This window comes from Streptomyces durmitorensis, assembly GCF_023498005.1.
GTDB classification, from domain to species: Bacteria; Actinomycetota; Actinomycetes; order Streptomycetales; family Streptomycetaceae; genus Streptomyces; species Streptomyces durmitorensis.
In genome coordinates, this window is record NZ_CP097289.1 from 658,036 (window position 1) to 684,075 (window position 26,040).

Consider the following 26,040-nt stretch of genomic DNA (forward strand, 5'->3'; position numbering starts at 1 on the left):
CCCTACGCTCCGCCGTCGAGTGCGGGGGCGATGACGGCGAACGCCCGGTCGATCAGATCGGCGGGATCCTCGGTGCCGTCGCTGTCGCTCCACCGCTGGAGCACGGCGTCGAAGGCGGTCAGCGCCATCCCGGCGGCAAGGCGTGGGTACAGGTCCACGCCCGCGTCGCGCCCCGCACGCCGCGCCACCTCCCCCGTGAGGTCGTCGCTCCACTGCGCCTGGCGCTCCAGGAAGCGTGCGCGCAGGGCGGGGGTACGCAGAATCAGCTGCACCACGGGCAGCACCCGCTCGGAGTGATCCCCACAGGCGGCGAGCGGAACCCATACGGCGTGCCGCAGCGCCACGGAGGGCCGCTCCTTCGCGGGTCGAGCCGCCAGCTCCGCGTGGATGCCCACACCCATGTCGGCCAGGAACTGGACGACCACGTCCTCCTTGGACGCGAAGTACCGGAAGAACGTCCGCCGGGAGACCCCGGCGCTGGTCACGATCTCGTCGATGGTGACCGCGTCGAACCCCTTTCGGGCAAGGAGTTGCAGCGCCGCTTCGGTCAACTCGTTCGAGACGAGCTGCCTTTTGCGCTCGGCCATGCTCACTTCGGGGCGGGAACTCACCGGGCCATGGTACACGCCATGCCTCGCATGGCACTCAGGATCCTCTTGACACTCAGTGCCACAAGCGACAACATATGCCACATGACGCAGCAACAGCGCTGGACAGCCGAGCAGATACCGGACCAGACCGACCGGGTGTTCGTCGTCACCGGAGCCAACAGCGGCCTCGGCCTGGCGACCACGCGGGCGCTCGCCCGGCAGGGCGGGCACGTGATCCTCGCCGTGCGCGACGAGGAGAAGGGCCGCGGGGCGGTCTCGGAGATCACCGCAGAACACCCCGCCGCGAGCCTGGAAGTACGCCGCCTGGACCTGGCCGACCTCGACTCGGTACGCGGCTTCGCCGATCAGCTGCACGCCGACCATCCACGCCTCGACGTGCTCATCAACAACGCGGGCGTGATGGCGCCGCCCCGCACGCTCAGCGCGCAGGGCCACGAGCTGCAGTTCGCCTGCAATCACCTCGGCCACTTCGCGCTCACCGGCCTGCTGCTCGACCTGTTGGCGGCCGCGGGCAACTCCCGTGTGGTGACGGTGAGTTCGATCAATCACCGGCAGGGACGCATCCGCTTCGACGACCTGAACGGCGAGCGCGCCTACCAGCCCATGGGCCACTACAACCAGTCGAAGCTCGCCAACGCCGTCTTCGGCCAGGAGCTCCACCGCCGGCTGACCGCGTCGGCAAGCCCGGTGCGCAGCGTGCTCGCCCACCCCGGCTACACCGCGACCAACCTCCAGAAGGACACACCGATCGGCCTGTGGCGGGTGGTGCTCGGCCGTATCGGCAACCCGCTGTTCGCGCAGCGCCCGGCCGACGGCGCACTGCCCCAGCTGTTCGCTGCGACCGAACCGGGGGTGGAGAGCGGCCAGTTCATCGGGCCGGGCGGCCTCGCAGAGCTGCGCGGCGCACCGACGCGCGTACAGCTGGCGCCCGTGGCGGCGCACGAAGAGACGGGCCGTCGCCTGTGGGAGGTCTCGGAGCAACTGACCGACGTACGCTTCGCGTTCCCCGCCACCGTCTGACGGGGCTGGGGTCAGCGGGCCACGGGGCGGGTCAACTCCCAGGCCTGGAGCGCGAAGTCGATGGTCATGCCGTGGCGTTCGTACAGGGCGAGCGCGCCGGTGCTGTTGTCGGTGTCCACGCCGAGACCGATCCGGTCTCGGCCCCGCGCCGCGTAGTGGCCGAAGGCATGACGCAGGAGATGGCCGCCCAGGCCCCGGCCGCGGGCCTGGCGCAGCACCCCGAGGGCGCTGATCCAGGCCATCGACGTGCGGTCGTTGCGGGTGTGCAGCACCGCCGCGTCCCCCAGGCCCTCGACGTGCGCGATCCAGATCCGCGACCAGTCGGCACGCTCGGCGTCGATGTCGTCCAGCCACTGCTCGTACGTGCGCGGGTGGAAGTCGAAGTGGTCGACGAACGTGTCCTGCACCAGCGCGTGGGCGCGCCTGCGGTCCGGCTCGGCCAGGCAGTCACGCAACGTCACACCGGCCGGCGGCTCGGGCACCCGGTCGGCGCCGGTGGACAGGGGACGGACCATCGAGTGGTAGCGCCGGACCGGGGTCCAGCCCCGCCCGCGCAGCGCGCCCAGGTCCACGGTGGGCGCGATGTTGAGGTGCAGGTGCACCACGGCGCGCTCCGCTCCGTTGGCGGCGGCCCGCTCGGCGCTGCGCGCCTCCATCAGGTCGAGCAGATGCCCGGAGGCCTGGGGCCGGTCGGGCAGCGTGAAGTACTCCACGTCGATCCGCTCGCCGCCTGACTCATCCCAGAGCAGGCCGTACGCGATCAGCCTGCCGTCGTCGAACAGCAGCCAGGAGTCGTGCTCCAGGTCCACTTCGGGGTGCTTCAAGTCGGCCTGGATCTCGGAGAGTTCGGTGTCGGCGCGGCCGATCTCCAGCAGGTCGATCTCGTTGAGCAGCGCGCACACCGCCGCCGCGTCGTCGAGTGTCGCCGGACGCACGGTCAGGCCGGACGGAAGGGTGGTGGGCGCGGTCATGAGCCCACTGTCCGATGCCGGAGGGCTTGACCGCAACGGACTTTCCCGGGCCGTGCCGCGGCCACGAAGGCCCCGGCACGGCGAACTCCGGCTTAGATGCCGAACGGCGCGGCGTAGCGCACCGTGCCGCTGGGCAGCGGGCGCCCGGCGTCGAGGGCGAGAGCCATCATGGCCTCGTCCGGGACATCGATGCTGATGCCGATGCCGTACGCGGAGGCACGGCTGAAGCCGAATCGCGGGTAGTACTCCGGGTGTCCGAGGACGGTGACGAAGCGCTCGCCCCTCCCCTTGGCGGCGTCGAGCGCGGCGCGGATGGCCACGGAGCCGGCGCCGGTCCTCTGATACTCGGGGAGTACGGCGACGGGGGCCAGGCACAGGGCCGGGGTGTCCCCGATGTGGCAGCGGGTCAGCAGCGCGTGGCCGACGAGCTTGCCGTCCTGGTCGGTGGTGACGACGGAAAGGCCGTCGATCCAGGCGACGTCGGCGCGCAGCGCGTCGACGAGGTCGGCCTCCGCCGGGGTGTCGAACGCGGCGGCGTTGATGGCATGGATGGCGGGGATGTCAGCGCTGGTCTCGGCGCGCGTGATCCAGGTGTGGCTCGTGTTGCTCATGATGGATGGAGATCCGTTTCATGGTGGGTTCGTGTGGGTGCCGCCCCGCGAGCTCACGCTCCCAGCGAGGCGCATGCGACTGGGGTCAGGCCGCGGCCCGGGACGTGAGGGTGGTCCGGGCGGTGCGCATGGCAGTGGCCTTGAGCGCGGTCATCAGCCCCAACTCCCAACATCCTCGATCCGGATCACACACGAACGCCAGGAATCTTATCATCCGACCGCTTTGCGGCGTGGGACGCGCACGCCGCAAAGCGGGCGGGCGGGGGCGGCACCCTGTCGACGACGTTCACGTCACCGCTCGCCTCGGCCTGACCTCTTACATGTCCCCGACCTCTTGCATGTCTATGCCACGCCCCATAAGTTACCGATAAGTAACCACCCCGCCCGAGGGAGTCACCATGCCCATGCTCGACCGCCAGGACGACGTCTTCATCCTCGACATCGGGGACGGCGAGAACCGCTTCCACCCCGACTGGCTCGCCGCCGTCGACGCGGCGCTCGACGAGGTGGAGAAGGCGGAAGGGCCCCGCGCCCTGGTGACCGCCGCGACGGGGAAGTTCTTCTCCAACGGCCTTGATCTGGAGTGGCTCATCGCCCACGCCGAGCAGCGGCACGACTACGTCCGCAGGGTCCACGGCCTCTTCGCGCGGATGCTCTCCCTGCCGGTCGTCACCGTGGCCGCGCTCCAGGGCCACACCTTCGCGGCCGGGGCGATGCTCTCCCTGGCCCATGACTTCCGGGTGATGCGCGCCGACCGCGGCTACTGGTGCCTGCCCGAGGTCGACATCAACATCCCCTTCACCCCGGGCATGTCCGCACTGATCCAGGCACGGCTGACCCCGCAGACCGCGCACGAGGCCATGACGACCGGCCGCCGCTACGGCGGTCACGACGCCCTGGCCGCCGCCGTCGTCGACCGGGCGGTGGACGAAGAGGCCGTCCGACGGGCGGCAGTGGAGATCGCCCGTTCCCAGGTGGGCAAGGCAGGCCCCACCCTCGGCACCATCAAGACCCGCATGTACGCCCCCGCGCTTGCCGCCTTGCGGGACAAGGACAACACGCTCGACTGACACCAGGCGTAGGGAGGGGTGGACGGGGGACTCGGGAGCGAGACAGATTGTGCATCGGGATGCGCACGGGCTTCCGTACGACGACCACAGGGAGGCGCGATGTCTACGCAGACCCATCGCCTCATCATCAACGAGCTCGCGCGGTGCGACGAGTGTGCCGTACTGCGCGTGAGCGGTGAACTCGACCAGAACGCCGAGAAGTTCTTCCTGCGGACGCTCGGCGCCTCCGTCATGGCGGGTCATCGACATCTCGTTCTCGATGTGACGGCGTTGGTGTTCTGCGATTCCCGCGGGCTCAACTGCCTGCTCGGCGTGCGGTGGCTGCTGCGGCGCCGCGAGGGTCAGCTCCTGCTGGCGGGGACAGGCCGCCACCTCGCCGAACTCCTCGCGCTGACCGGCAGCTCGGACATCTTCCCCCGCTACCTCACCGTGGGCCAGGCCCTCCTGTCCCTGCCGCCGTCCCACCGCCCCACCTGGCCGCCCGCGTCCTTCCTCCCGGACGGCAAGCCGAGCGACTCCCCGCCATGTGGACCCGGATCGCCCTGACCACCGGCGCCGTGGCTACTCGGCGCGGGCCAGGGCGATCGCGCCCTGGAGCCGCTCCCCCGCCTCGTACATCATGTAAGGCACGCCGTTCTCCGTTCCGAAACTCGGTGAGGCGCTGCGGCCGTTGTCCGGCGCCGCGTCCATCGAGTTGTGGAAGATCCCGAGGTGATCACGGCGGGAGAAGTCCTTGCCGACCTCGGTGATCAGTATGTTGCCGCCGCTTCCCTTGTCCGTGTTGTAGACGACGTAGGCACTGTCCCCGCGCGTCAGCAGGTGCGGACCGCCCACGTTCTGCGCGCCCACGTCGGCGTGCCGGATCAACGGTGTCTGGTCGAAGGTCCAGTTGCGCCCGTCGGCCGACCAACCCCAGGCGATGTCACGGTAGTTGGTGGTGTTGTTCAGCATGAAGAGCATCACGTAGCGGGCGCCCCGGGACGGCATGTCGTGCCGGAACACGCGGGCGTAGGACGTCTCGGTCGAACCGCTCGGCAGCATCGAGGTGGAGAGCACCACCTTGTCGTACGTGAAGTGGATGCCGTCCTTGGAGCGGGCGAGACGGGTCGTGGTGTTCTCCCCGTGGAAGTACAGCCACATCTCCTTGGCGTCCTCATTCCACAGCACGTGCGGCGACGAGACGTGGCTGACCTTGTAGTGCGGCTGCCAGTCGTTGGTGACGAGCGGGTTGGCCGCGTACTCCGTGAAGGGCCCGTCGATCGAGTCGCCGTAGGCCAGGCAGATGCCGCCGGGGGCGTCGTGCGGGGCGTAGTAGAGGTAGTAGCGGCCCAGTGCGCCGGAGACGCGGCCGACGGTGCCGCGCAGGCACGGGAAGATGATCTCGCCCGTGGGGTTGTACGCGAGGTCCGAAGGCTTCAGGACCGTCCGCACGTAGGCGTAGTCGGGGAAGCCGCCGGGCGCCGCCGCGGCAGGCCCCGCCGTCCCCGCCCCGATCGCCAGGGCCGTGCCGGTGGCGGCCGCCCCGCGCAGGAAGACGCGGCGCGGGAAAGTGTGCTGAGGCTCGTTCATTTCTGTGCTCCGTCCCGGGAGTTGAATGTCAGAGGTGGGTCAGGCGGGTCAGCCGTAGGTCAGAGGTAGGTGGCGGCGGTGACACAGAATCCGCCGAGGGCGACGGCCCACACGTACGGCAGGGTCCGCACCATGACCTGCTGGGGGCCGACGCCCGCGTACTGGGCGCTCCACACGGTCTGGGTGCTGGTGGGGTCGGCGACGCCGAAGACCTGGTTGTACGAGGCGGCGAGGCCGAGCACGGCTACGGCGGGGTAGATGCCGGCCGCGATGAGGACGCCCGCGATGCCCGCACCCAGGCCGTAGACGTTGAGCGGACCCCGGTAGAGGCACAGCGGCACCAGCAGGGTGAAGACCAGGACGAACAGCACCGGGTTCTGCGGGCTGACGGCCTTGACCAGGGGTTCCAGGGCCTCGATGGCTCCGGGCAGTTTCACCGCGGCGAGCAGGATGCCGATGGCGATGAACAGCGCGATCGGGGGCGCGGCGACCTCGAAGCCGCCGTACAGGGTGCGCAGCAGGCGCTTGTTCATCTCGCGCGGCCGGGTCGTGGTGACCAGTGCGTAGAGCACACCGGCCAACAGCGAGGGAATGATGGCCAGTTCGAAGCCGAGGGCCAGGACAAGCGGCACGACGGGGGTGAGCAGCGCGTACCAGGGTGCGTCGCCGAGGCGTTCGCGGCGCGAGCGGCGCTTGTCGACGGCCGTCTTCAGCGCCCAGGTGTGCTCGACCCCGCGGCGGCGCGACTCGACGAGGACGAAGGCGACGGCCGCGACCAGGGCCAGCGGGAACAGCTTCACCATGAAACCGCGCACCGTCGCAACCGGCAGGTCAAGGGCGGTGGAGAAGAACTGCCAGATGGGCAGTTCGAACGGAACCCCGACGGCGATGCCCATCAGGATGGTGCCCGCCGCGGTGACCTTCGGGATGCCCACGGCGACCATCGCCGGGATGCCGATGATGCCGGCCAGCATGGCGGCGGGGGCGGAGCCGGTGACCGTGCCGATCAGCGCGGACACGGCGAGGACGCCGAGTGCCACGACCGTGGGCCGGTCGCCGCCGAACTCCACGATCTTGCGGACGATGGTCCCGGCGATGCCGGTCTCGTCCAGGAGTTTGCCCAGCCACGAGCCGAGCAGCACCGCGATCATCGTCGAGGCGAGCATCGGGGCGCCCTCCTGGAGGACGGTGTCGAAGACGCTCTCCTTGCCGGTCAGCGGGGCGCCGGCGACGAGTGCGATGGCGACGCCGAGGAGGACCAGGGCGAAGGCGGTGGGGAGTTTGCGGGTGAGCATCGCTGCGACACCCACCACCATGACGATCAGGATGACAACGCCCATGGCGCTACTTCTCTCTGTGGGTCACGGCGTCGGCGAGCGCGGCCGTGAGAAGAAGGGGGCTGCGGCCGAGGCCGCAGACGGTCCGGGCGTGGGCGTGGGCCGCGATCTCCTCCGCGCCCGCCACGTGGCCGTACAGCCGGAACCGTCCCGCGCGCAGGACGACATGGCCAAGGGCCCGCTTCAGCGCGGCCTTCGCCGGACCGTGGTGGAGGTGCTCGTGCACGGATTCGTGGGCGAGGGCCGCCGCGCGCACCGAGCCCGGCGGGTACCAGTGCCGCCAGCCCCGTTCGTCGATCAGTACTTCGGCCGCCGCGAGGGTGTCGGTGTAGAGCTCCACCGTCGGCGTCGGCCGTGAGGTGTAGCGGGCGAGCAGGCCGCGCTCCAGGCCGTCGGTGCGCTCGACGACCTTGGTCAGGCACGGCACGGGGGCCAGGGCCGAGCCGAACTCCTCGGCCGTGCGCGCCCAGTGGCGCAGCAGCCGCGGGTCGCGGCCCTCGTGAGTGGGCGTCGCGGCAAGGAGGTCGACCGCGTGGTCCAGGTCGTCGCGGGTCTCGGGCCCCGGCGCCGTGGGCGCGCTCATGTGCGCACCTCCAGTACGGCGACGACCGGCTCCTCGGCGGCGCGGGCGTCGAGTTCGCTGCGGGCGAGCGCGAGCAGCGGCTCGGGGTCGAGGACGCCTGACAGGTCCGCGATCCGGGAGCCGAGCAGCAGCCGCACGGCGGGGGCCCGGACGCCGCCGTCGCCGTACGAGGTGGTCTCGCGCACCAGCTTCGCGAGGACCTCGGGGGCGTCGGCGACCCGGGTGGTCTCCACGCGGGCGTCGGGGACGTGCAGGCGTATCACCCCGTCGGCGTCGACGATCCGCACCGGATGCCGGGTGGCGCGCAGGGTGCGCCGGACCTCCGTGCCGTACACGGTGTGGGCGGTGGTCCTGGCGAGGACCGTGACCTGGGACGGGTCGGTCTTGAGGCTGGCCGCCGCCGTGCGCAGCCGCTCCGCCTCGTCCGCCCGGTGCGCCCGGTCCTGGGTGCGCAGTTCGGTGGCGCCGGTGGCGACGGCCCGCACGGTGCTGGTCTGCGGGTCGACGGTGACCTCGACCTCGACGCCGTCGGCGGCGGCGCCCTGCGCGATGACGGCGGCCTCCGCCTCGGCCCGTACGGCGAGGATCTGTTCCTGTCCCGCGCCCGGGATGGTCCGCTCGATCTGCTCACGCACCAGGGCGAGCGCGACACCGATCGGGCTGATCACCTCGCTGTGCCGGGCGATGCGCCCTTCCAGGCCGCTGACCTCGGCCAGGTGCGGGGTGACGGACGCGGCTCCGCCGCCTCCGCCGACGAGCAGGGCGGTGTCCTGGTCGAGCCGGTAGTCGCGGATCATCGCGTCGACGACCTTCTTGACGTGGGCTGTCCCCACGTCGAGGAGCCGGGCCGCCGCGGAGGCGACGTCCACGCCGAGGGCGGCGGCGAGCGGGGCGACGGCCGCTCTGGCGACTGCCTGGTCGCTGCGGGCGAAGTCGCCCTCGGGCACGCGTCCCGCCGCGTTGGCCGCGCACGTCATGGTGAGCGCGAAGCGGCCGCCCGCCGCGTCGAGCACGGCGTAGTCCTGAGGGTCGTCGGCCATCGGGCGCACGGTGGTGAGCTGTGCGTCGCGCAGGTCGTCGAGGGTCGCGAAGCACGCGTAGGGCAGCCCGGCGATGTGGGCGCTGCGCGGTCCGACCCCGGTCACCTTCCCGCCGCCGATCCGCACCATGGAACCGCCGCCGACTCCGACGGTGCGTACGTCCAGGGCGTTGAGGTAGGACTTCTTGCCCAGGATCGTGGCGTGCTGGACGGCCACCTTGCCGCGCCGCACGACGCTGATGTCGGTGGAGGTGCCGCCGGTCTCCAGGAACACTCCCTCGCTGATGCGTTCTTGCATCAGCGCGCCGGCCACGCCCGCCGCCGGGCCCGAAAGGACCGTCAGGAGCGGTCTGCGCCGCATCTCGTCGAGGGACATCACGCCGCCGTCGCAGCGCATCACCATGAGCGGGGATCCGACCCCGGCCTTGGTGATGGAGCTGTCGACGAGGTCGGCGGTGGCCAGCATGCGCGGCAGGATCGCCGCGTTGACCACCGCAGTGCGGGTGCGCTTGCGCAGCCCGTACAGCGAGGTGATCTCGTGTGCGGCGGTCAGCGGAAGACCGGCGGAACGCGCCGCCGCCACGACGGCCTGCTCGCCCTCCGGGCGGTCCACGCTGAACGGCTCGGTGGCCACGAGGACTTGGGCGCCCTCCCGCGCCAGCGTGTCCGCGGCGCGCCCGACCGCCGCCGCGTCGTCCGGGTCCGTCACGTGGGCGTAGGCGAGCGGAAGGCTCTTGCCCGGGGTGAGTTGGAGCCTGCCGAGCGCGGCGAGCCTGCGGGTGAGAGCGGCGGCGGGTCCGGTGCCGATGCCGATCAGGCCCACGGTGGCGACATCGCCCTCCAGCAGGGCGTTGGTAGCCTGGGTCGTGCCGTGCGCCAGAAAAGCGACGTCCTCGGGCGCGCGGCCGGTCTCTGCCAGCAGACGGCTCAGTGCTTCCACGATGCCGTGGGCCACGCCGTCCTCATGATGGTGGCTGGTGGGGACCTTCACCTGTCCCAGGAGTTCCAGGGTCGTGGCGTCGACTGCCACGGCGTCGGTGAAGGTTCCGCCCACGTCGATGCCGACGCGGATGCGGTGGGTGGTCATGGTTGGGCACCTCCTTGTGCGGGTTGGCGGTGCGCGGGCGGGCCGGGTGGGACAGGTGGAGCTGTCCCACCCGGCACTTCCGCGTGGTGCGTGAACCGTCCTTGCGTGAACCGTCCTTGCGTGCTGCGTCCTTACGTGCTCCGTCCTTGCGTGCTGCGCTCTCAGTAGCCGCGTACGTCGGGCCAGTGGCGCTGCACGCCTTCACGGTCGAGCAGCCGGGCGAACTCGTCGAACCGCTTGTCCTCGCCCTGGACCTGGTGGGGTTCGACGCCTTCGGACACGCAGTGCGCGGCCAGGGCGCCGGCGACCTCGCCGATGTTCCACTCCACGGGGTGCAGGCGGTAACAGCCGTTGGTGATGTGGGTGGTGCCGATGTTCTTGCCCGCCGGGAGGAGATTGCGGACCCGGCGGGGCACTAGGGCTCCGAGCGGTATCTCGAACGGCACCGAGCCGATGTCGATGTAGTTGTCGCCACCGGTGGAGGGGTGCAGGTCGATCCGGTAGTTGCCGACGCCCACGGAGTCCCGGTAGGCGGTCCGCCCGTAGGGGCCGACGACGTCGATGGCCACGTCCTGCTCGGTGACGGTGGTGACGGCCTTGATCCGGCGCGACTCCCGGACGTAGGGGGCCTTGGCCAGTCCGTCCGCCGTGCCCGTGATGTCGGGGCGCAGCCGCAGGCCGGGGAAGCCGGTCCCGCCGTCCTGGCGGGGCGCCTCGGTCTGGAGCCAGTACAGGACCGAGAGCGACAGTTGCCGTGCTTCCGCGAGTGCCTGGGCCGAGGTCTCCCGGCCGCCCCCGATCAAAGGCTTCAACCAGTAGTCGTTGAGCGGCCAGTTGACCAGGGTGATGTCGGAGTCGAAGGCTCCGCTCCTGTGCAGTTTGCGGGCGAGGATGCGGCGGAACCCCCACAGCTCCTTGTCGCCCGCGTCGGCACTCTGGTCGGCATTGACGGCGAGCGGGTCGATCTCCGGGTTCGGTACGAACGTACGCGGCACGGCCTCCAGCGAACGCGGGTCAGGGGCGAGGAAGCCGAGGAGCGGGCCCGGCCAGAAGTCGGGCTGGTAGGAGCGCCAGAAGTCGTAGTCGACGGGGCGCTCGATGACGTGGTTCTCGCCCTCGTGGTGGGAGAGCGCGAAGCAGACGGTGATGCCCTGCTGGTTGAGGGGCTGTGCTTCCTCGGGGGCGTGCGGCTCGCCGAACTCGGCGCGTGACTCGGCGCCGATGGCGTGCTCGACGCCGCCGAGTTCGAGCAGTTCGCCGGTCTCGGTGGCGTCGATGACGTACCGGGCGTGCAGGGTGGTGCGGTCGCCGTCGCGCAGGTTCTCCAGGGTCACCGAGGTGATGACATCGTTGTCAGACTCGGCGGCGACGGCCCAGTGTTCGGTGAGAAGGGTCAGCCGCCCGGACGCGAGATGGGGCGCGAGCATGCCTTCCATGACGGCGAGGGCGACGCGGGGCTCGTGGCAGAGCTTGCTCACGCGGCCGGCCCCCGGATTGAGCCCGGTCAGGGACAGGGCCTCCGAGCGCAGGGGGTACCACTGGCGGTAGTAGTCCCTGATGGACTCGCGCAGCTTTCGGTACGAGGCAGTCGTACCGAACTGCTCCACCCACGGGTGCTCGTCCGGCGGGACGGCCTGGGAGGTGAGCTGGCCGCCGATCCAGTCGGTCTCCTCGGTGAGGACGACGGTCCGGCCGGCCCGACAGGCGGCGAGCGCGGCGGCCACGCCGCCCAGACCGCCGCCGACGATGAGGATGTCCGGTTCAGGGATCACGGTTCTCCTTGTGCTGTACGGGTCGTGCTGTGCTGCACGGTCCTGCTGTGCGGTACGGGTGGTGGTGTGCGGGTCGTTCTCCGTACGGGTCCGGCGGCCGGAGTCGCTCCGGACGACCAGGTCGCTACCGACGACGTCTGTACGAGGTCATGCGCCGTCCGGCAGCGCCCCGGGCGGTGGCCCCGTGCTCGCGCCGGGCCGGAAGGTGCAGGCCACCAGCGGATCGGGAGCGTCCTCGCCCGCGACGAGCGTGGCGAGCAGGCGGACGGCCGCCGCGCCCAACTGCGCGCGGGGGATGTCGAATCCCGTGGGCTGGGGCACGTCCGCGAGGTCGGGTGGCGGACTGCCGAGTACCGCAAGGGAGATGTCGCGCGGGCAGTTCAGACCGGCATCGCGGACAGCCACGCTCAGTGCCCGCCAGGCCGCTCCACTGTCGGTCTCCTCGGCCACCACCGCGGTGACGCCCTGCGCCACCCACTGCCGCAACTGCTGGGGGCCAAGGGCCCGTTCCGGATCGGCGCGACGGAACACGGCATCGGCTCCGCCGGGCAGCCCCTCGCTCTTCAGCCCCTCCAGAAAGCCTCGCTCACGGTCGGTCGATGCGGGCGCGTCGTCGTCCTCGCGTACGAGGACGATGCGGCGGTGCCCGAGCGTGACGAGCCGGTGGACGACTTCGGTGCTGGCGCTGACGTAGTCGGCACCGACCCAGGCGAGGCCTTCCGGTTCGTCCCTGCGGCCCAGGTGGACCACGGGGAACCCGTCGTCCACGAGCCTGCGCAGCTCGTCCACCGGGGCATGGCGGCCCAGGAAGAGACACCCGTCGGCGAGTCTGGCCCGGTGGAGCGCGTGCGGCCCGGTGGCCCCCGCACCGCCCGTGCTGGATCCGGTGAAGAGCACCAAGTCGTATCCCTGCGCGGCGGCTTCCTGCTCCACGCCCACGAGGAACGGGTAGTACGAGTGCTGCACATCCGTGGGGAACGTGGCCGTGAAGCTGAATACGCCGAGCAGGCCGTTGCGCGCCGCCGCGAGTCGCCGGGCGGCGGGGTCAGGGACGTAGCCCAGCTCGGCGGCCGCGTCGAGCACCTTCTGTCGGGTCTCGTCCGAGATGGCGATCCCCTGCTTCTTGCCGGCGAGCACCAGCGAGACCGTGGCCTGCGACACCCCCGCGAGCCGGGCGACCTCGGCCTGGCGCGGACGTCCGGTGCGCCCTGCGGGGGCGGGCGCCCGACCTCGTCCGGCCCGCTTCCTGGGTTCGTCCACCACTGCCCCTCCGTCATTAATGCGTATTAGCTATGCGCATTAACGAGTACTGTGCGCGGCGCGCGACCACCGGTCAAGAGAGCGGAACGAACTTTCTTGCCGTGCGGTCAGCGCGCCTCCGGGGCGCCCGGCCCACGGCCTCGTCGCTCAAGCCCTGGCAGCGGACCGGGCCGGATAGGGGCTGTGCATGGTCAGGAAGCGGATGTCGAGGTCGGACTCCAGGAAGTCCATCCGCCGCTCCCAGAAGGCCCGCATGTGCGGGAGCGCCAGGTGGGCGTCGAGATCGGCCTGGGAGCGCCAGGCCTCGTAGAAGACGAAGACGCCGGGCTCGTCCCGGTCCTCGTGGAAGTGGTACTCCAGGCAGCCGGACTCCTGCCGCGTCGGCTCGACGAACGAGAGCAGGAGTTCTTTCAGTTCGGCGGCGCGCTCGGGCTTGGGGCGGGCGGTGCCGACGAGCGTGAACGGCTGGTCCATGAAGAGTCTCTCCTCGATAGATGTCCCGATCAGAGCCCTGACCGGTGGACGGTAGGTACGATTGATCTCGTACCTAGGTGGCGGACGTTAGCGAGCCCAGAGGTACGATGCAAGCCATACCTGAAGGGGGGCGCCCGGAATGCCCGACGACGAAGGCCACCCGACCGTCGAGGAGATGCGGCTCGGCCCGGTGCTCGCCGCGCTGGCGGACCCGCTGCGCCGACGCGTGGTGCGCGAACTGGCGGCCGCGCCCGACGGGACCGCGCGCACGTGCAGCTCCTTCGCGCTGCCGGTCTCCAAGGCGACCGTCACGCACCACTTCCGCGCGCTGCGCGAGGCCGGGCTGATCCAGCAGGTCTCCCGGGGCAACAGCCGGATGGCCAGCCTGCGCCGGGCGGATCTGGAGCAGCGGTTTCCCGGGCTCCTGGGGATGGTGGCGGCCGAGCCCGAGGGGTGAGCCGCGGGCGCCTCGGCGCCCCCCGGATGTGTCTGTCGCGGAGCGCGGACCTGGGGAAATGCCATGGTGCCACGCAACGGCGGTCCCGTAAGGTGCGGCAGCATGACCCACGTTTCCCGCGCTGCCGTCCGTCCGATACGTGCCGATGAGTGGCCCCAGGTGAAAGCGCTGCGGCTCTTGGCGCTCCAAGATCCGGCAGCTCCGATCGCCTTTCTCGAGACGTACGAGAAGGCCGCCGCGGAGCCTGACTCCTTCTGGCAGGACCGAGCCGAGGGAGCGGCCGACGGGACGCGCGTACGCCAGTTCGTGGCCGAGGACCGGGACGGGTCCTGGAGCGGCACGGTGACCGTGCTCATCGAGGAGGCGGGCGACGGCGATGTGTTCGGCGGGGCCATCGACCGGCGCCAGGCCCATGTCGTCGGTGTCTTCGTGCGCCCCGAACACCGCGGGAACGGTGTGATCGACGCGCTCTTCGAGACGGCCGTCGAGTGGGCGTGGTCGGTGCCGGACGTGGCGCGGGCGCGCCTGTACGTCCACGAGGACAATGCGCGGGCCGAGCGCTTCTACCGGCGCTTTGGATTCGTGCGCTCCGGACAGACCGTCCCGATGAAGGACGATCCCTCCAAGCTGGAGCGCGAGATGGTCCTCGAAAGGCCCTAGCTCTCGTCGGACCCCGCCCGTGACTCCCCGGCCGGGGCTGCCTGGTTCCTAGAGGCCCGCGCGTCCCACGAAGAGGTCCCGCAGGTGGGCCAGGCTCCGCTCGGCGAGCGGGCGCAGGGGCGCGGCCACGGCACGGGCATCGGCCCGCAGTTGGTCCTCCGCACCGGCTCCGAGGACCTCCACGGCTTCAGTGGCGAAGGACGGCTCGGCGAGCCAGTCGTCGAGAAGTTCGGGGGTGACCTCCAAGTGGAACTGGAGACCCCAGGCTGCCGGTCCGGCCCGGAACGCCTGGCACTCGGTGGTGTCCGTCCGGGCAAGGACGCGGGCACCGGAGGCGGCAACGATGCGGTCGCCGTGCCAGTGGAGCACGGCGGGCGCGTCGGCCAGCGGGCCGACGACCGGATCGGCACGGTCCACGTCCTGCAGCGGAGCCCATCCGATCTCGCTGCGCCGGCCGAGAGCGGCCCCGGTCCGCACGGTCAGACCCTGCGCGCGGGCGAGGAGTTGGGCACCCAGACACACGCCCAACGTCGGGATCCTCTCCCGCAGCGCGTCGGCCAGGAGGTCCCGCTCCAGCTTCAGCGCCGGATGCGCCAACACGTCGTCGGCGTTCATGGGACCGCCCATCACGACGAGCCCCGCCAGCTCGGACACGGGCGGCAGATCGCCGGCTGAGGCACCCGGAGTGTCGATCAGGTTCCGGATGTCGACGTCGAGACCGCTGCCGTCCAGGGCGTCCAGGATCAGGCCGGGCTTTTCGACCTCGACGTGCTGAAGGATCAGGACGGTGCGCGGGGGCATGCGGGGATCTCCTGTGGGACGGGGACGCGAACGCGGAAACGAGCCGCCTCACACCGTAACGTGGCAGGTCAGGACCGGGTTCACGTGGTCCTCAATGCCGGATGCGGACGCCGTGGCGGGTGCGCATGCGGTGCAGCTCCCACAGGGCCACCGCGGTCACGGACACGGGGCCGCCGAGAACCGCGCACCACTGAGCGGCCGGCGGCCCGTACGGCAGTCCGCCTTCGAGCGCGACGCTGCAGAGCATCAGTTCCCAGACGAGTACGACGGTGAGCGCGGCCGGGAGAGCGGCGTGCACGTTGGACGTGTTGAACGCGTAGCGGGCGGCGTAGGCCGAGGCGAAGAGGAGGAACGGCAGCAGCCAGACGAGGCCGATGAGCAGCGCGAGCGCGATCAGGCCGTTCACGAGCGTGCCGTAGTTCTGCTTGAGCACCACGGCGCTGCCGGCCAGCACGAGTACGACGCCCACCAGGATGCCCACGTACCAGCCCACGGCCTTGAGCGGCGCGCGCAGCCGGGAGCGGAGCACGCGGCGCTGCTCGGCGGGCGCGTAGCGGATGAAGCCGAAGACGACCAGGGGCCCGGTGAAGATGAGCAGGAGCGGGGCGAGGATCAGCTTCACGACGCCGTCGTTGGCGACCCCGCTCCAGCCGTCGTCCGCGCCGTAGGTGTAGACGAGGAGAAGACTGGCGATCGCACCGGCGATCGCGCGCCCCAGCTGCACGCGCGTCACGAGCCGGTCCGCGACACGGCCGGCGCCGGGCTGGTTGAAGATCGCCTCGGCGCGGCGGCGGGCGGAGCGGATCACCGGGATCAGCGGCGAGACGAAGAGGAGCCCAAGACCGGAACGCCGCCGCCGGACGGGCTGCGGCGGGTACGGGTACGGCTGAGGCGGGTACGGACCGGGTTGCGGGGGCGCATACGGGCCGGGTTGCGGCGGTCCGTACGGATGCGGGTCGCCACCGCCCTGGGGCTGGCCGTTCCCCGGTCCCCAGCCCTGATATCCCCCGTGTGCCACGGTTCCCCCCAGCCTCCTGCGACGCTTCTGAGCGGGCGCAGTTTACTGGCCGGAATTGGGTGGGCGACACCGGAGCTGGGGCGCAGGAGCGTGAACATGTCGTGGACGTCGGCCAGTTGGTCCCGATATGCGCCAGGGGTGCAGGTCCACCCCACGCCCAGGGGAGGGGCGACCGGCCTGGCCACCCCTCCCATGTGACGACCGACCTAGCCGACCCGCTGCTCGTACCCCACGAGCCGTACGCACACGGCGAGTCCCGCGATGGCCTGCTCCAGCTCCGCGAGGCTCGGGTAGCTGGGCGCGATGCGGATCGTGGCGTCGCGCGGGTCGTCGCCGTGCGGGTGGGTGGCGCCGGCCGGGGTCAGGACGATGCCCGCCTCGGCGGCACGGCGTACGACCTCCTTGGCGCCGCCGTCGGTCAGTTCGAGGGTGACGAAGTAGCCACCCTTGGGGTCGGTCCACCGGGCGAGGCCGGTGGAGCCGAGCTCCGCCTCCAGGATCCGGGCCACCGCCTCGAACTTCGGCTGGAGCAGGGCGCGCTGGCGCTCCATGTGGGCGCGGACCCCGTCGGCGTCCCGCAGGAACATCACGTGCCGCAGCTGGTTGACCTTGTCCGGGCCGATCGAGCGCTTGGCGTTGTTGGCGAGGATCCACTTCAGGTTCGCGGGCGACGAGCCGAAGAAGGCGACGCCCGAGCCCGCCGCGGTGATCTTCGAGGTGGAGCCGAAGACGAAGACGCGGTCCGCGTTCCCGGCGTCCGCGCAGGCGGTCAGCAGGTCGGCGATCTCGACGGGCTCGTCGGTGAGGTGGTGAGCGGCGTACGCGTTGTCCCAGAAGATCCGGAAGTCGGGCGCGGCGGCCTGCATCGAGGCGAGGCGGGCGACGGTCTCGTCGCTGTAGGAGACGCCGTCGGGGTTGCTGTACTTCGGGACGCACCAGATGCCCTTGACCGTCGGGTCCTCGGCGACGAGCCGCTCCACGACGTCCATGTCCGGCCCCTCGGCGGTCATCGGCACCGGAATCATGTCGATCCCGAACCGCTCGCAGAGCCCGAAGTGCCGGTCGTAGCCCGGTACGGGGCACAGGAACGCGATCCGCTCCTGGTCCGCCCAGCGCGACTCGGCCCCCGGCACCACGCTCAGCAGGGCGTGCACCAGGCAGTCGTGCATCAGCTCGAGGCTGGAGTTGCCGAGCGCGAGGAGCTGCCCGGCAGGCACCTGGAGCACGTCCGCGAAGATCTCCCGGAGCTCCAGCAGACCCTGGAGACCGCCGTAGTTGCGTACGTCCGTGCCGTCGGCGGCGGTGTGCCGCCCGCCCGGCAGGCTCAGCAGGTCCTCGGAGAGGTCGAGCTGCTCCGGCGCCGGCTTGCCGCGCGTGAGGTCGAGCGAGAGCCCGCGACCTGCGAGGTCCTGGTAGTCCTTGCGGGCCCGCTCAAGGAGCCCGGTCAAGGAGTCGGGGCTCAGCTCGGTGGTCATGGTGTGTCCTTACGTTGTCGGCGCTGCCGGGGCGTGTGAGCTGCCTCGGCCGGCGACGGGGGCATCGGCACTGCCTGCCGAGGATACAAAGGGATGGCCTGCCCATGGCCGGGCAGGTGGCGCTCGTCACCCTTCAGGGCACGCCCGGCCTGCAGGGACCGGCCACGCCCGGCGGCACCGCGGTCTGGTGCGCGGGGGATCTCCCCGCCCGCACATTCCATGCACACGCAAGGGCTGTACGTGCATCTATCATGGGTCTGTTGAGCCGACACGCGGAGTTGAGACATGACCCACGGTGACTCTGAACGCTGGACCCACCTGGTGACGCTGCACAGCCGCGTCGAGCAGCACCTGACCGAGGTCCTGCACCGCCGCTGCGCACTGGGCCTGCGCGAGTACCGCACGCTCAGCCACCTGACGGACGCCCCCGAGGGCGAGCTGCGGATGCAGGAACTCGCCGACGCGGTCGGCCTCGACCAGAGCTCGGCGTCCCGCCTCGCCGGCCGCCTGGAGCGCGCCGAACTGGCCGAGCGCTGCCACTGCCCCGGTGACCGGCGCGGAGTCTTCCTCGGGATCACTAAAGCCGGACGCGAACGCCAGGCCCAGGCCCAGCCGATCTACGAGGCCGCCTTGAGCGAGGCACTGGACGAGGCCGCATCCGCCACCGACCCGGCGCTCGCCACCCTGACCCGGAGCCTGCGTACGTCTGCCTGACCCGCGCCCCTGCGTCACTCCCCCTTCGACTTCCCCCCTCCTCACCCCTCCCTGATGACAGATCGGCGGCCGACTCATTAGTATTTGCATGCGCCTGCAATTGTTGTAGGTACATGCACATACTGTCGTGAAGGAGAACCGTGAACTCGCCCCTGCTCGAGCCGTACCGCGGACCCGCCCTCCACCTGCCCAACCGGACGGCCATGGCCGCGATGACCCGTGCCCGCGCGGACGACGCCACCGGGGCCCCCATCCCGCTCATGGCCGAGTACTACGCACAGCGCGCCACCGCCGGGCTCATCGTCAGCGAGGGGATCTGGCCGCACCGTCTCGGCAAGGGCGGCCCCGGTGTCCCCGGCCTGACCGGGCAGGCCCACGTCGAAGGCTGGCGCCGGGTGACACGGGCGGTGCACGACGCCGGAGGCCGTGTCTTCGCCCAGCTGTGGCACGTGGGACGCGTCAGCCACCCCGACATCCTCGGCGGTGAGCAGCCGGTCGCACCGTCCGCCGTGGCCGTCTCGCCCGGCCACGGCCAGATCTACACCGCCTCCGGACCACAGGAATACGTCGTCCCGCGCGCACTGACCACAGCCGAGGTCACCGAGACCGTCGAGGCCCACGCCTCGGCCGCCCGCAACGCGATCGACGCCGGCTTCGACGGGGTCGAGATCAGCGGCGCCTACGGCTACCTCCTCGCCCAGTTCCTGTCCGACAACGCGAATCTGCGCACCGACGGATACGGCGACCACGTCCGGTTCGTGATCGAGGTGGTCGAAGCGGTCGCCGCCGCGATCGGAGCGGACCGCACCGCCCTGCGCGTCTCCCCCGGCAATCCGCTCCTGGACACCGTCGAGACCGACCCGGCCTCGCGCTACCACCGCCTGCTGGACGCGCTGAACGGAATGGACCTGGCGTACCTGCACGTGGTGCAGTCCGGAAAGTACGCCGCCCTCGCAGACCTGCGCCCTCGCTGGAACGGCACTTTGGTGGCCACCTACGACGGCCCCGAGCCCGGCAGCCGGGAACAGGCCGAGCAGGCGCTGCGCACAGGGCTCGCCGACGTCTACTCCTTCGGCCGGCTCTTCCTGGCCAACCCGGATCTGCCCCGGCGCATCGCCGACGACGCACCACTCAACCCGCAGCGCGCCAGTGGCATGTACGGGGGCGGCGGGGAGGGGTACGTGGACTACCCCGTCCTCGCGGGGAGTTCAGTGGGTCCCGCGCCGGGCAGTGACATCCGCTGAGTGATCCGGTCGAACAAGTCCGTCAGTGGCTCGCCGATGTCCTGACCGAACTCGGTGAGCCCGTACGTGACTTGGGGTGGGGTCGTCGGCTCGACCTCCCGCCGGACCAGGCCGTCCTCGACCAGTCCGCGCAGGGTCTGCGCGAGCATCTTCTCGCTGATCCCCTGGATGCTGTCGCGCAGCTCATAGAACCGAAGGTCGTTGCTCCGCAAGGAGATCAGCACCCAGACGCCCCACTTGCTGGTCACGTGGTCGACCACGTCACGCGCGGGGCAGTCGGTGTGAAACACGTCATAGCGGTTGCCCGTCTCGGCCTGCCTCAGCTGCGCGCCTTCCTTCATGTCCGGAGCTTACCTCTGGGTATGTTCTTACGAAAAGTAAGCCCCGGCTCCTAGCGTCGATTTCCGTAGCGAACAACGGACTTGGAGCTGAACATGATCGTGGTGACCGGGGCTACCGGAAATGTGGGCATGCCTTTGACGCAGGCCCTGACCGAGGCGGGCGAGCAGGTGACAGCGGTGTCGCGGCGCGCGGTGGCGATGCCGGACGGCGTCCGTCATGTGACGGCCGACCTGGCCGAGCCCGCAGGCCTGGGGCCCGCGTTGGACGGGGCGAAGGCGCTGTTCCTCCTCCTCTCCGGCGACCTGCACGCTCCCGAAGCCAGGCCGGCCGACATCATCGGCCTGGCCGCGGCCAGTGGGGTCCGCCGGGTCGTCCTGCTGTCCTCGCAGGGCGTGGCGACCAGACCCCTCGGCCCGTCCCGGGTCGCGATGCGCGCGGTGGAGGACGCGTTGCGGGAGTCGGCTCTGGACTGGGCCGTCCTGCGTCCGGGCGGTTTCGCCTCCAACGCCTTGGGCTGGGCGGAGTCCGTCCGCACGCAGGGGACGGTCGCCGCGCCCTTCGGTGACGTGGGGGTGCCGGTCATCGACCCGGCCGACATCGCCGAGGTCGCGGCGGCCTGCCTGGTGGACGACCGGCACACCGGCGGGGTGTACGAGCTGACCGGGCCGGAGGTGATCACGCCGCGTCAGCAAGCAGAGGTGATCGCCGCCGCGCTCAGCTCGCCGGTGCGGTTCCACGAACTCACCCGAGACGAGGCCAGGGCCGCGATGACCCGCTTCGTACCGGCGGAGCTCGCCGACGACACCCTGGACATCATCGCCGCGCCGATCCCGGCCGAACTACGGATCAGCCCGGACGTGGAACGAGTCCTCGGCCGCGCCCCGCGCCCCTTCAGCGACTGGGTCTCCCGGAACATCACCGCATTCCGCTGAGCCACGACTCAGGGGCGCGGACACCGGAGTCTTAGGCGAAGTCAGCACGTACAAGCCCTCACGAGGAGACGAGCTCGGCTGCCTTCGTCATCGGCCCTCCGGCGTCACCGGTGTTCATCGTCCCCGTCGGCTCGAAGAGCAGGATGGCGGTCTCCTCGTCCGCCAGCGGGCAGTGCTCGACCCCACGGGGAACCACGAACAACTCCCCCGGATCCAGGACCACATCGCCGTCCCTGAGCTGGATGGTCAGCCGCCCGCTGATCACCAGGAACAGTTCATCGGTGTCCTCGTGGCTGTGCCAGACGAACTCCCCGTGCAGTTTGGCCAGCTTGACCTCGTAGTCGTTGAGGACGGCCACCGTCTTCTGCGACCACAACTCGCTGAATCCCGCGAGCTTTTCGGCGATGTTGACGGGTACGGGCTTCCTGGGCATGGGGCATTCCTTCCTCATGGCCGGCGGCCGGAGGACTCCTCGGCCTGTCGAGTCCTCCGGCTGTCCGGCTGATGCCATGAGCCTGCCGCGCCCGGACTCCGCCGGTCTTGTACGTTCCTGGCATGACCGGAGAGCGACCCCGCACGTCAAGCCCGCACACGTCAGGGTCCCGTACGTCGATCAGCGCCTGGCGACCGTCGGTCCCGGGGATCGCCGAGGTCTTCCACGCGCGCTTCACCGACCACGCGTATCCGGCCCACACCCACGACACGTGGGACCTGATGATCCTCGACGACGGGGCGGTCGACTTCGCGCTCGACCGCCGCCGCCATGACGCGACCGGCACGGCCAGTGTTCTGTTGCTGCCTCCCGGCGTACCGCACGACGGGCGGACGGTCACCCCGGCGGGCTTCCAAAAACGCGTGCTCTACCTCGATGACTCCGTGCTCCCCCAGCGGCTGGCCGGTCGCGCGGTGGGCGGTCCCGTCCTCGACGACCCCTTGCTGCGCCATCGGATCCACCAACTGCACGCTTCCCTCGGGCACAGGGGAGACGAGTTCGAAGCCGAGTCGCGCCTGTCCTTCGTCCGCGAACGCCTCCACGTCCACCTCGACGCGCTGCGGCCCCGCACACCGGGCCTGGACGCCGACCGTCTCGCGGCCGCACTGCGCGAGCTCCTGGACTCCCGGACCGTCACCGGTCTCTCGCTGCAACAGGCAGCCACTGTCCTGCACGCGCACCCCACCCACCTGATCCGCTGCTTCAGGCAGACCTACGGCCTGCCGCCGCATGCCTACCTCACCGGCAAGCGCATCGACCGGGCGCGCCGCCTCCTGCTCGGCGGCCAACGCCCCGCCGAGGTCGCGACCGCCGTCGGGTTCCACGACCAGGCCCATCTGAACCGGCACTTCACACGCCATGTGGGCACGACGCCCGGACGCTTTGGACGGGGCGGGGGACAGCCCCCGTATCCATCGACCAGGTGACCTGATGTTCTGTCACCGCCCCTGCTTCTAGCGTCAGTTCCGTCCACTTGTTCTCGGGCCGGCTAGCTCTTGAGCCGGTCGAACCCAAGGAGCACGATGCGCGGCGTCACCCTCTCACTCGTGGTCGGTCTGAGCCTGGCCGGGCTGCTCGCCGGAGCCGTGCCTTCGGCGGCCACCCCGTCCAAGGCCCCTCAGCTGGCTCACCCCATGTCGGCCTACGAGCGTCAGCGACTCACCTGGGGCCCCTGCTCGAAGGCGCAGACGGAGCTGAACGCCGCGGGGGCGCAGTGCGCGAAGGTGACCGTTCCCCTCGACTACTCCGCCCCCGGCGGCCGCACCCTCCAGATCGCGGTCTCGCGCATCAAGGCCAAGTCCACGTCCCACCGGCGCGGCATCCTGCTCTCCAACCCCGGTGGCCCCGGCGGCAGCGGTCTTGCCCACACCCTGGCGCTGCGGCCCGCGTTGAAGCAGGTGGCCGACGGCTACGACCTCATCGGATTCGACCCGCGGTTCCTCGGCGAGAGTTCCCCGCTCGCCTGCGCACCGGCCGGGCCGCCGACCCCGCCCGCACCCTCGACCTCACCCCGTGCGGACTTCGACGCATCGGTGCGGGACGCGCGGAACACGGCGCTGCGCTGCCAGGAACACGGTGACAACGCGCAACTGCTGCCGCACGCCTCCTCCCGCAATGTGGCCCGGGACATGGACGTGATCCGAGCCGCCATGGGCGAGCGGAAGCTCTCCTACTACGGCATCTCCTACGGCGCCGATCTGGGCGCCGTCTACACCCAGATGTTCCCCCGGCGCACCGACCGCATGGTCATCGACTCCTCCACTGACCCGTCGGCCACGCAGTACGAACTGTTCCAGAGCTCAGGCCAACCGGCCGAGGAAGCACTCGACGAGTGGGCCGCCTGGACCGCCCGGCACCACGGCACCTACCGCCTCGGCCGCACGGCCACCCAAGTCCGGTCGCGTGTGGAGCACTTGCTCACGCAGGCCGAGCGTCAGCCGATCGGCGTCGACGGTCAGCGTCTCAACGCCCCTGTCCTGCGGCTGCTGTTGAAGCAGCCCATCCAGCACGCGGAGAACGATCCGGTGCTGGCCGCGATCGTGCGGGACCTGGTCGACGCCGCGGCGGGCAAGCCGGTCGAGCCCGGTCCCGAGCTCGCGGCCATGCTGGAGCTCCTCGCCTCGCCCGATCTCGCGGACAGCATGGTGGGCGGGGCGCTCTTCATGTGCGGCGACGGCGGCTGGCCCGCGGGCGGTTGGCCGAAGGATCCGGAGACGTACTGGAAGAACAGTGTGCGCAGCCGCACCACCCAGCCCGTGTTCGGACCGTACGTCAACGGCATGATCGCCCCGTGTGCGTTCTGGGCCACCGAGCCCCGCGAACCGGGCACGGAGATCGCCAACGACGTAACCGTCCTGATGCTTCAGGCCCGGCACGACAACAACGTCCCCTACTCCGGAGCCCTGGCCCTGCACCGCAAGCTCACCGGCTCACGCCTCGTCACCGCGGACATCCGCTCCCACGGTGTCTACGGGCGCGCCCTCGAAGGCCACCGCCCTGTCCCCTGCGCCGACCGCGCGGTCAACGACTATCTGCGCACGGGAGACCTTCCCGCCCACGACATGACGTGTGCGCGGCGCTGACTCTCGATCCGCGGCTGGGTGCGGGAGCGGCGGAAGAACCGAGCCGTTCGCGGCGGGTGTCATGTCAGGTGCCTCAATCTCCTCCTGCGCCCGCCGCCGACCCTGGCCTACCATCAGTCGGACATGGCGATACGGGAGAGGCGACCTCAGGGCAGTGCGGTGTGCACTGTCCTCCTGGCCATGGCCTTCCTCTTCCTCATCCCCTTGCTCGGGGTCGACGGGCCGTCGGGCACCGCCCTCGCGTCGGTCACCGCGTCGGCCACCGCGTCGGCCACCGATGACCGAGTCGGCGGCCGCGGCTGTCACGAGGGCCAGAACAGGACTCCGCGCGAGGCGTTGCCCGCTCCCGAGCGGACCACCTCACCTGTCTTCGGGGCGGCACCCGCGTCGTACGAGCCACGGGACGACGTGCCCGCGCTGCCCGGAGCCTCGCCCCCGGACGCGACGTCCGTCGACCTCTACAGAACCCAGGTCATCAGAACGTAGACGGGATCTCTCCACCCGCACCCACGCCGACGAGACCGATCGGCACCGCCACACCACATTCACCGATCACAGCGATCGCATCGCATCGCATCGATCAACTGGAGAGATTCGCATGCCCTTTTCCTCTTCCACCAGTTCCACCGGCACGCACACCGCGGTTCCGGGCGGCACCGGCTCCCCGCTCGCCTCCGCGCAGTCCGGCATGGACATCGGGCTCCTGCTGCTGCGCTGCGCAGTCGGCCTGACCATGGCCGTCCACGGCACCCAGAAGCTGTTCGGCTGGTTCAACGGCGCAGGCCTCGACAGCACCGCGGGGTTCTTCGCGAGCGACGGCTACTCCGCCCCGAAGGCCATGGCCACGGTCGCCGGTCTCACCGAGACGTTCTGCGGCCTGGGTCTGGCCATCGGCCTGCTCACGCCGCTCGCCGGGGCGGGCATCGTCGGCATCATGCTCAACGCCATCGCCATGAAGTGGGGCAACGGCTTCTTCAACCCCGCCGGCATCGAGTACGACCTGGTTCTGCTCACGGCGGCCGTGAGCCTGGCGCTAGCAGGACCCGGCAGGTACGCCGTCGACCACTTCCTGCCCGTCCCGCGCACCCACCGCCTCTCCCACGGCATCGCCGCCGTGGCACTGGGCGCCGTCTCGGCCGCCGTCGTCCTGGTGGCCCTGCACGACTGACCGGATGGCACTGGGCGGTTGCTTCCGGGCGGGCCACGGCGCCGTGCGCCGTGGCCCGCGCTCGCCTCACTCGGCGGGCAGGCTCCAGATGGCGGGCTTGGCGTCGTCCTTCTCCGCCCAGTGCACTTCCAGGTTCTTCGCGGACTCGGGAACCAGGTAGGTCTCGCACAGGACGTGACTCTCACCCTTCTTCCAGCCCTCGAGGTCCAGCGGGTCCTCGCAGCCCTGCGCGTCCTCCGCGGCGCCGATGAGCAGTCCGCCGCGGGTGCCGTCCGCCCAGACCTCCGTGGTGTCCGCGACGTCGGGGGTGTCGGTGAGCGGGGCACCGCCCTTGTGCGTGAACTTGATGTGGGCGACCGCGGGGACCAGGCCCTTGGCGTCCTCGGGATCCTGGACCAGCTTCTTGGCGTCGGCTGCCGTGCCCAGGTCGACCTTCTGGGCGGCGACGTCGTAGGTGACGGCGGCCCCGTCCTCCTCCACCTTCCCCGTGGTGCTCGCGCCGGCGGCCAGCTTCTCCTCCTTGGGCTGGGAGCTGGCGGCGCCGTCCTTGGGCTTGTCATCGGAGCCCTCCGACTTCGAGTCGCCGCCGCCACAGGCCGTCAGGGCCAGGGCGAGCACGGCGGTCGGTACGGCGAGGCGCAGTGCGGTGTTGCGGTGGAACAAGGTGACCTCCTGGTCGATGGCCGGGCTGTTCCCGGCACGTGTGGGGGGCTTGGGGGGAGCAGGAGTTGGGGTGCTCCGCGTACGGCA

At 70.9% G+C, this 26,040-nt stretch carries 28 protein-coding genes; 12 read left to right on the forward strand and 16 right to left on the reverse strand.

The window, feature by feature from the left end; all coding sequences use genetic code 11:
- Positions 1-2: 2 nt before the first annotated feature.
- Positions 3-587 (reverse strand): acyl-CoA-like ligand-binding transcription factor, encoded by a 585-nt coding sequence (locus M4V62_RS02800; RefSeq protein ID WP_249592672.1) that lies wholly within the window; start codon positions 585-587, stop codon positions 3-5.
- A gap of 105 nt (positions 588-692) precedes the next feature.
- On the opposite strand from M4V62_RS02800, the gene M4V62_RS02805 reads away from it, so the two are divergent.
- A complete protein-coding gene (locus M4V62_RS02805; RefSeq protein ID WP_249585590.1) occupies positions 693-1,631 on the forward strand; it encodes an oxidoreductase in 939 nt (312 codons plus the stop codon).
- Between the two features lie 11 nt (positions 1,632-1,642).
- Here M4V62_RS02805 and M4V62_RS02810 read toward each other — a convergent pair whose 3' ends face one another.
- Together M4V62_RS02810 and M4V62_RS02815 are read right to left on the reverse strand one after the other, a co-directional pair.
- Positions 1,643-2,602: a GNAT family N-acetyltransferase gene (locus M4V62_RS02810; protein WP_249585591.1), complete on the reverse strand. Its 960-nt coding sequence runs from the start codon at positions 2,600-2,602 to the stop codon at positions 1,643-1,645.
- Between the two features lie 92 nt (positions 2,603-2,694).
- The gene (locus M4V62_RS02815; RefSeq protein WP_249585592.1) at positions 2,695-3,213 is read right to left on the reverse strand and encodes a GNAT family N-acetyltransferase; all 519 of its coding nucleotides are present in this window, start codon (positions 3,211-3,213) and stop codon (positions 2,695-2,697) included.
- 398 nt (positions 3,214-3,611) lie between these two features.
- On the opposite strand from M4V62_RS02815, the gene M4V62_RS02820 reads away from it, so the two are divergent.
- Positions 3,612-4,283, forward strand: coding sequence for an enoyl-CoA hydratase-related protein (locus M4V62_RS02820; RefSeq protein WP_249585593.1), 672 nt, complete (start codon positions 3,612-3,614; stop codon positions 4,281-4,283).
- A 99-nt stretch (positions 4,284-4,382) separates the two neighbouring features.
- The gene (locus M4V62_RS02825; RefSeq protein ID WP_249585594.1) at positions 4,383-4,829 is read left to right on the forward strand and encodes an STAS domain-containing protein; all 447 of its coding nucleotides are present in this window, start codon (positions 4,383-4,385) and stop codon (positions 4,827-4,829) included.
- Positions 4,830-4,844: 15 nt separating this feature from the next.
- Here the strand turns inward: M4V62_RS02825 and M4V62_RS02830 are convergent, their stop codons facing one another.
- From M4V62_RS02830 to M4V62_RS02860, 7 genes are all read right to left on the reverse strand, one after another.
- Entirely contained in the window at positions 4,845-5,852 is a 1,008-nt protein-coding gene (locus M4V62_RS02830; protein ID WP_249585595.1) for a glycoside hydrolase family protein, read from the reverse strand.
- Between the two features lie 59 nt (positions 5,853-5,911).
- The gene (locus M4V62_RS02835; RefSeq protein ID WP_249585596.1) at positions 5,912-7,192 is read right to left on the reverse strand and encodes a TRAP transporter large permease subunit; all 1,281 of its coding nucleotides are present in this window, start codon (positions 7,190-7,192) and stop codon (positions 5,912-5,914) included.
- Between the two features lie 4 nt (positions 7,193-7,196).
- A complete protein-coding gene (locus M4V62_RS02840) occupies positions 7,197-7,772 on the reverse strand; it encodes a hypothetical protein (RefSeq protein ID WP_249585597.1) in 576 nt (191 codons plus the stop codon).
- On the reverse strand, positions 7,769-9,898 hold the full coding sequence (locus M4V62_RS02845) for a hydantoinase/oxoprolinase family protein (RefSeq protein ID WP_249585598.1): 2,130 nt from the start codon (positions 9,896-9,898) through the stop codon (positions 7,769-7,771). Before M4V62_RS02845 ends, M4V62_RS02840 begins: the two co-directional genes overlap by 4 nt.
- Before the next feature lie 161 nt (positions 9,899-10,059).
- Positions 10,060-11,670, reverse strand: coding sequence for an FAD-dependent oxidoreductase (locus M4V62_RS02850; protein WP_249585599.1), 1,611 nt, complete (start codon positions 11,668-11,670; stop codon positions 10,060-10,062).
- Positions 11,671-11,817: 147 nt separating this feature from the next.
- Entirely contained in the window at positions 11,818-12,930 is a 1,113-nt protein-coding gene (locus M4V62_RS02855) for a LacI family DNA-binding transcriptional regulator (RefSeq protein WP_249585600.1), read from the reverse strand.
- A 147-nt stretch (positions 12,931-13,077) separates the two neighbouring features.
- Positions 13,078-13,404, reverse strand: coding sequence for a putative quinol monooxygenase (locus M4V62_RS02860; protein WP_249585601.1), 327 nt, complete (start codon positions 13,402-13,404; stop codon positions 13,078-13,080).
- Positions 13,405-13,543: 139 nt separating this feature from the next.
- On the opposite strand from M4V62_RS02860, the gene M4V62_RS02865 reads away from it, so the two are divergent.
- Positions 13,544-13,861, forward strand: coding sequence for an ArsR/SmtB family transcription factor (locus M4V62_RS02865; RefSeq protein ID WP_249585602.1), 318 nt, complete (start codon positions 13,544-13,546; stop codon positions 13,859-13,861).
- Positions 13,862-13,963: 102 nt separating this feature from the next.
- Positions 13,964-14,521: a GNAT family N-acetyltransferase gene (locus M4V62_RS02870; RefSeq protein ID WP_249585603.1), complete on the forward strand. Its 558-nt coding sequence runs from the start codon at positions 13,964-13,966 to the stop codon at positions 14,519-14,521.
- Positions 14,522-14,569: 48 nt separating this feature from the next.
- Here M4V62_RS02870 and M4V62_RS02875 read toward each other — a convergent pair whose 3' ends face one another.
- The 3 genes from M4V62_RS02875 to M4V62_RS02885 all read right to left on the reverse strand — a co-directional run bounded on the left by M4V62_RS02875 (position 14,570) and on the right by M4V62_RS02885 (position 17,815).
- Entirely contained in the window at positions 14,570-15,322 is a 753-nt protein-coding gene (locus M4V62_RS02875) for a type 1 glutamine amidotransferase (protein ID WP_249585604.1), read from the reverse strand.
- A gap of 91 nt (positions 15,323-15,413) precedes the next feature.
- A complete protein-coding gene (locus tag M4V62_RS02880) occupies positions 15,414-16,130 on the reverse strand; it encodes a hypothetical protein (protein WP_249585605.1) in 717 nt (238 codons plus the stop codon).
- 416 nt (positions 16,131-16,546) lie between these two features.
- Complete coding sequence (locus tag M4V62_RS02885) at positions 16,547-17,815, reverse strand: aspartate aminotransferase type Ic (protein WP_249585606.1); 1,269 nt, start codon at positions 17,813-17,815, stop codon at positions 16,547-16,549.
- Between the two features lie 285 nt (positions 17,816-18,100).
- Between M4V62_RS02885 and M4V62_RS02890 the strand changes: the two genes are divergently transcribed.
- Entirely contained in the window at positions 18,101-18,529 is a 429-nt protein-coding gene (locus M4V62_RS02890; RefSeq protein ID WP_249585607.1) for a MarR family winged helix-turn-helix transcriptional regulator, read from the forward strand.
- A gap of 140 nt (positions 18,530-18,669) precedes the next feature.
- Complete coding sequence (locus tag M4V62_RS02895; protein ID WP_249585608.1) at positions 18,670-19,773, forward strand: alkene reductase; 1,104 nt, start codon at positions 18,670-18,672, stop codon at positions 19,771-19,773.
- On the opposite strand, the gene M4V62_RS02900 is transcribed toward M4V62_RS02895, so the two are convergent.
- Positions 19,716-20,114, reverse strand: a complete 399-nt coding sequence (locus M4V62_RS02900) for a winged helix-turn-helix transcriptional regulator (RefSeq protein ID WP_249585609.1) — start codon at positions 20,112-20,114, stop codon at positions 19,716-19,718. The two genes, M4V62_RS02895 and M4V62_RS02900, sit on opposite strands and share 58 nt — an antisense overlap.
- A gap of 93 nt (positions 20,115-20,207) precedes the next feature.
- Here M4V62_RS02900 and M4V62_RS02905 point away from each other — a divergent pair, with 93 nt between their 5' ends.
- Positions 20,208-21,047, forward strand: coding sequence for an NAD(P)H-binding protein (locus tag M4V62_RS02905; RefSeq protein WP_249585610.1), 840 nt, complete (start codon positions 20,208-20,210; stop codon positions 21,045-21,047).
- Positions 21,048-21,105: 58 nt separating this feature from the next.
- Here M4V62_RS02905 and M4V62_RS02910 read toward each other — a convergent pair whose 3' ends face one another.
- Positions 21,106-21,480, reverse strand: a complete 375-nt coding sequence (locus M4V62_RS02910; RefSeq protein ID WP_249585611.1) for a cupin domain-containing protein — start codon at positions 21,478-21,480, stop codon at positions 21,106-21,108.
- 122 nt (positions 21,481-21,602) lie between these two features.
- Here M4V62_RS02910 and M4V62_RS02915 point away from each other — a divergent pair, with 122 nt between their 5' ends.
- The 4 genes from M4V62_RS02915 (at position 21,603) to M4V62_RS02930 (ending at position 25,290) form a co-directional block, all read left to right on the forward strand.
- Positions 21,603-22,466: a helix-turn-helix domain-containing protein gene (locus M4V62_RS02915; RefSeq protein WP_249585612.1), complete on the forward strand. Its 864-nt coding sequence runs from the start codon at positions 21,603-21,605 to the stop codon at positions 22,464-22,466.
- Positions 22,467-22,562: 96 nt separating this feature from the next.
- Positions 22,563-24,122: an alpha/beta hydrolase gene (locus M4V62_RS02920; protein ID WP_249585613.1), complete on the forward strand. Its 1,560-nt coding sequence runs from the start codon at positions 22,563-22,565 to the stop codon at positions 24,120-24,122.
- Between the two features lie 180 nt (positions 24,123-24,302).
- Entirely contained in the window at positions 24,303-24,608 is a 306-nt protein-coding gene (locus M4V62_RS02925; RefSeq protein ID WP_249585614.1) for a hypothetical protein, read from the forward strand.
- Positions 24,609-24,720: 112 nt separating this feature from the next.
- Positions 24,721-25,290, forward strand: a complete 570-nt coding sequence (locus tag M4V62_RS02930; protein ID WP_249585615.1) for a DoxX family protein — start codon at positions 24,721-24,723, stop codon at positions 25,288-25,290.
- A 66-nt stretch (positions 25,291-25,356) separates the two neighbouring features.
- Here M4V62_RS02930 and M4V62_RS02935 read toward each other — a convergent pair whose 3' ends face one another.
- Positions 25,357-25,953, reverse strand: coding sequence for a hypothetical protein (locus M4V62_RS02935; RefSeq protein WP_249585616.1), 597 nt, complete (start codon positions 25,951-25,953; stop codon positions 25,357-25,359).
- Between the last annotated feature and the right edge of the window lie 87 nt (positions 25,954-26,040).

What these genes read in the sequence shown, in the direction of transcription:
- M4V62_RS02800 (WP_249592672.1), bottom strand. Translation starts at nt 587, where the DNA reads ATGGCCGAGCGCAAAAGGCAGCTCGTCTCGAACGAGTTGACCGAAGCG.
- M4V62_RS02805 (WP_249585590.1), top strand. Translation starts at nt 693, where the DNA reads ATGACGCAGCAACAGCGCTGGACAGCCGAGCAGATACCGGACCAGACC.
- M4V62_RS02810 (WP_249585591.1), bottom strand. Translation starts at nt 2,602, where the DNA reads ATGACCGCGCCCACCACCCTTCCGTCCGGCCTGACCGTGCGTCCGGCG.
- M4V62_RS02815 (WP_249585592.1), bottom strand. Translation starts at nt 3,213, where the DNA reads ATGAGCAACACGAGCCACACCTGGATCACGCGCGCCGAGACCAGCGCT.
- M4V62_RS02820 (WP_249585593.1), top strand. Translation starts at nt 3,612, where the DNA reads ATGCCCATGCTCGACCGCCAGGACGACGTCTTCATCCTCGACATCGGG.
- M4V62_RS02825 (WP_249585594.1), top strand. Translation starts at nt 4,383, where the DNA reads ATGTCTACGCAGACCCATCGCCTCATCATCAACGAGCTCGCGCGGTGC.
- M4V62_RS02830 (WP_249585595.1), bottom strand. Translation starts at nt 5,852, where the DNA reads ATGAACGAGCCTCAGCACACTTTCCCGCGCCGCGTCTTCCTGCGCGGG.
- M4V62_RS02835 (WP_249585596.1), bottom strand. Translation starts at nt 7,192, where the DNA reads ATGGGCGTTGTCATCCTGATCGTCATGGTGGTGGGTGTCGCAGCGATG.
- M4V62_RS02840 (WP_249585597.1), bottom strand. Translation starts at nt 7,772, where the DNA reads ATGAGCGCGCCCACGGCGCCGGGGCCCGAGACCCGCGACGACCTGGAC.
- M4V62_RS02845 (WP_249585598.1), bottom strand. Translation starts at nt 9,898, where the DNA reads ATGACCACCCACCGCATCCGCGTCGGCATCGACGTGGGCGGAACCTTC.
- M4V62_RS02860 (WP_249585601.1), bottom strand. Translation starts at nt 13,404, where the DNA reads ATGGACCAGCCGTTCACGCTCGTCGGCACCGCCCGCCCCAAGCCCGAG.
- M4V62_RS02865 (WP_249585602.1), top strand. Translation starts at nt 13,544, where the DNA reads ATGCCCGACGACGAAGGCCACCCGACCGTCGAGGAGATGCGGCTCGGC.
- M4V62_RS02870 (WP_249585603.1), top strand. Translation starts at nt 13,964, where the DNA reads ATGACCCACGTTTCCCGCGCTGCCGTCCGTCCGATACGTGCCGATGAG.
- M4V62_RS02875 (WP_249585604.1), bottom strand. Translation starts at nt 15,322, where the DNA reads ATGCCCCCGCGCACCGTCCTGATCCTTCAGCACGTCGAGGTCGAAAAG.
- M4V62_RS02885 (WP_249585606.1), bottom strand. Translation starts at nt 17,815, where the DNA reads ATGACCACCGAGCTGAGCCCCGACTCCTTGACCGGGCTCCTTGAGCGG.
- M4V62_RS02890 (WP_249585607.1), top strand. Translation starts at nt 18,101, where the DNA reads ATGACCCACGGTGACTCTGAACGCTGGACCCACCTGGTGACGCTGCAC.
- M4V62_RS02900 (WP_249585609.1), bottom strand. Translation starts at nt 20,114, where the DNA reads ATGAAGGAAGGCGCGCAGCTGAGGCAGGCCGAGACGGGCAACCGCTAT.
- M4V62_RS02905 (WP_249585610.1), top strand. Translation starts at nt 20,208, where the DNA reads ATGATCGTGGTGACCGGGGCTACCGGAAATGTGGGCATGCCTTTGACG.
- M4V62_RS02910 (WP_249585611.1), bottom strand. Translation starts at nt 21,480, where the DNA reads ATGCCCAGGAAGCCCGTACCCGTCAACATCGCCGAAAAGCTCGCGGGA.
- M4V62_RS02915 (WP_249585612.1), top strand. Translation starts at nt 21,603, where the DNA reads ATGACCGGAGAGCGACCCCGCACGTCAAGCCCGCACACGTCAGGGTCC.
- M4V62_RS02920 (WP_249585613.1), top strand. Translation starts at nt 22,563, where the DNA reads ATGCGCGGCGTCACCCTCTCACTCGTGGTCGGTCTGAGCCTGGCCGGG.
- M4V62_RS02925 (WP_249585614.1), top strand. Translation starts at nt 24,303, where the DNA reads ATGGCCTTCCTCTTCCTCATCCCCTTGCTCGGGGTCGACGGGCCGTCG.
- M4V62_RS02930 (WP_249585615.1), top strand. Translation starts at nt 24,721, where the DNA reads ATGCCCTTTTCCTCTTCCACCAGTTCCACCGGCACGCACACCGCGGTT.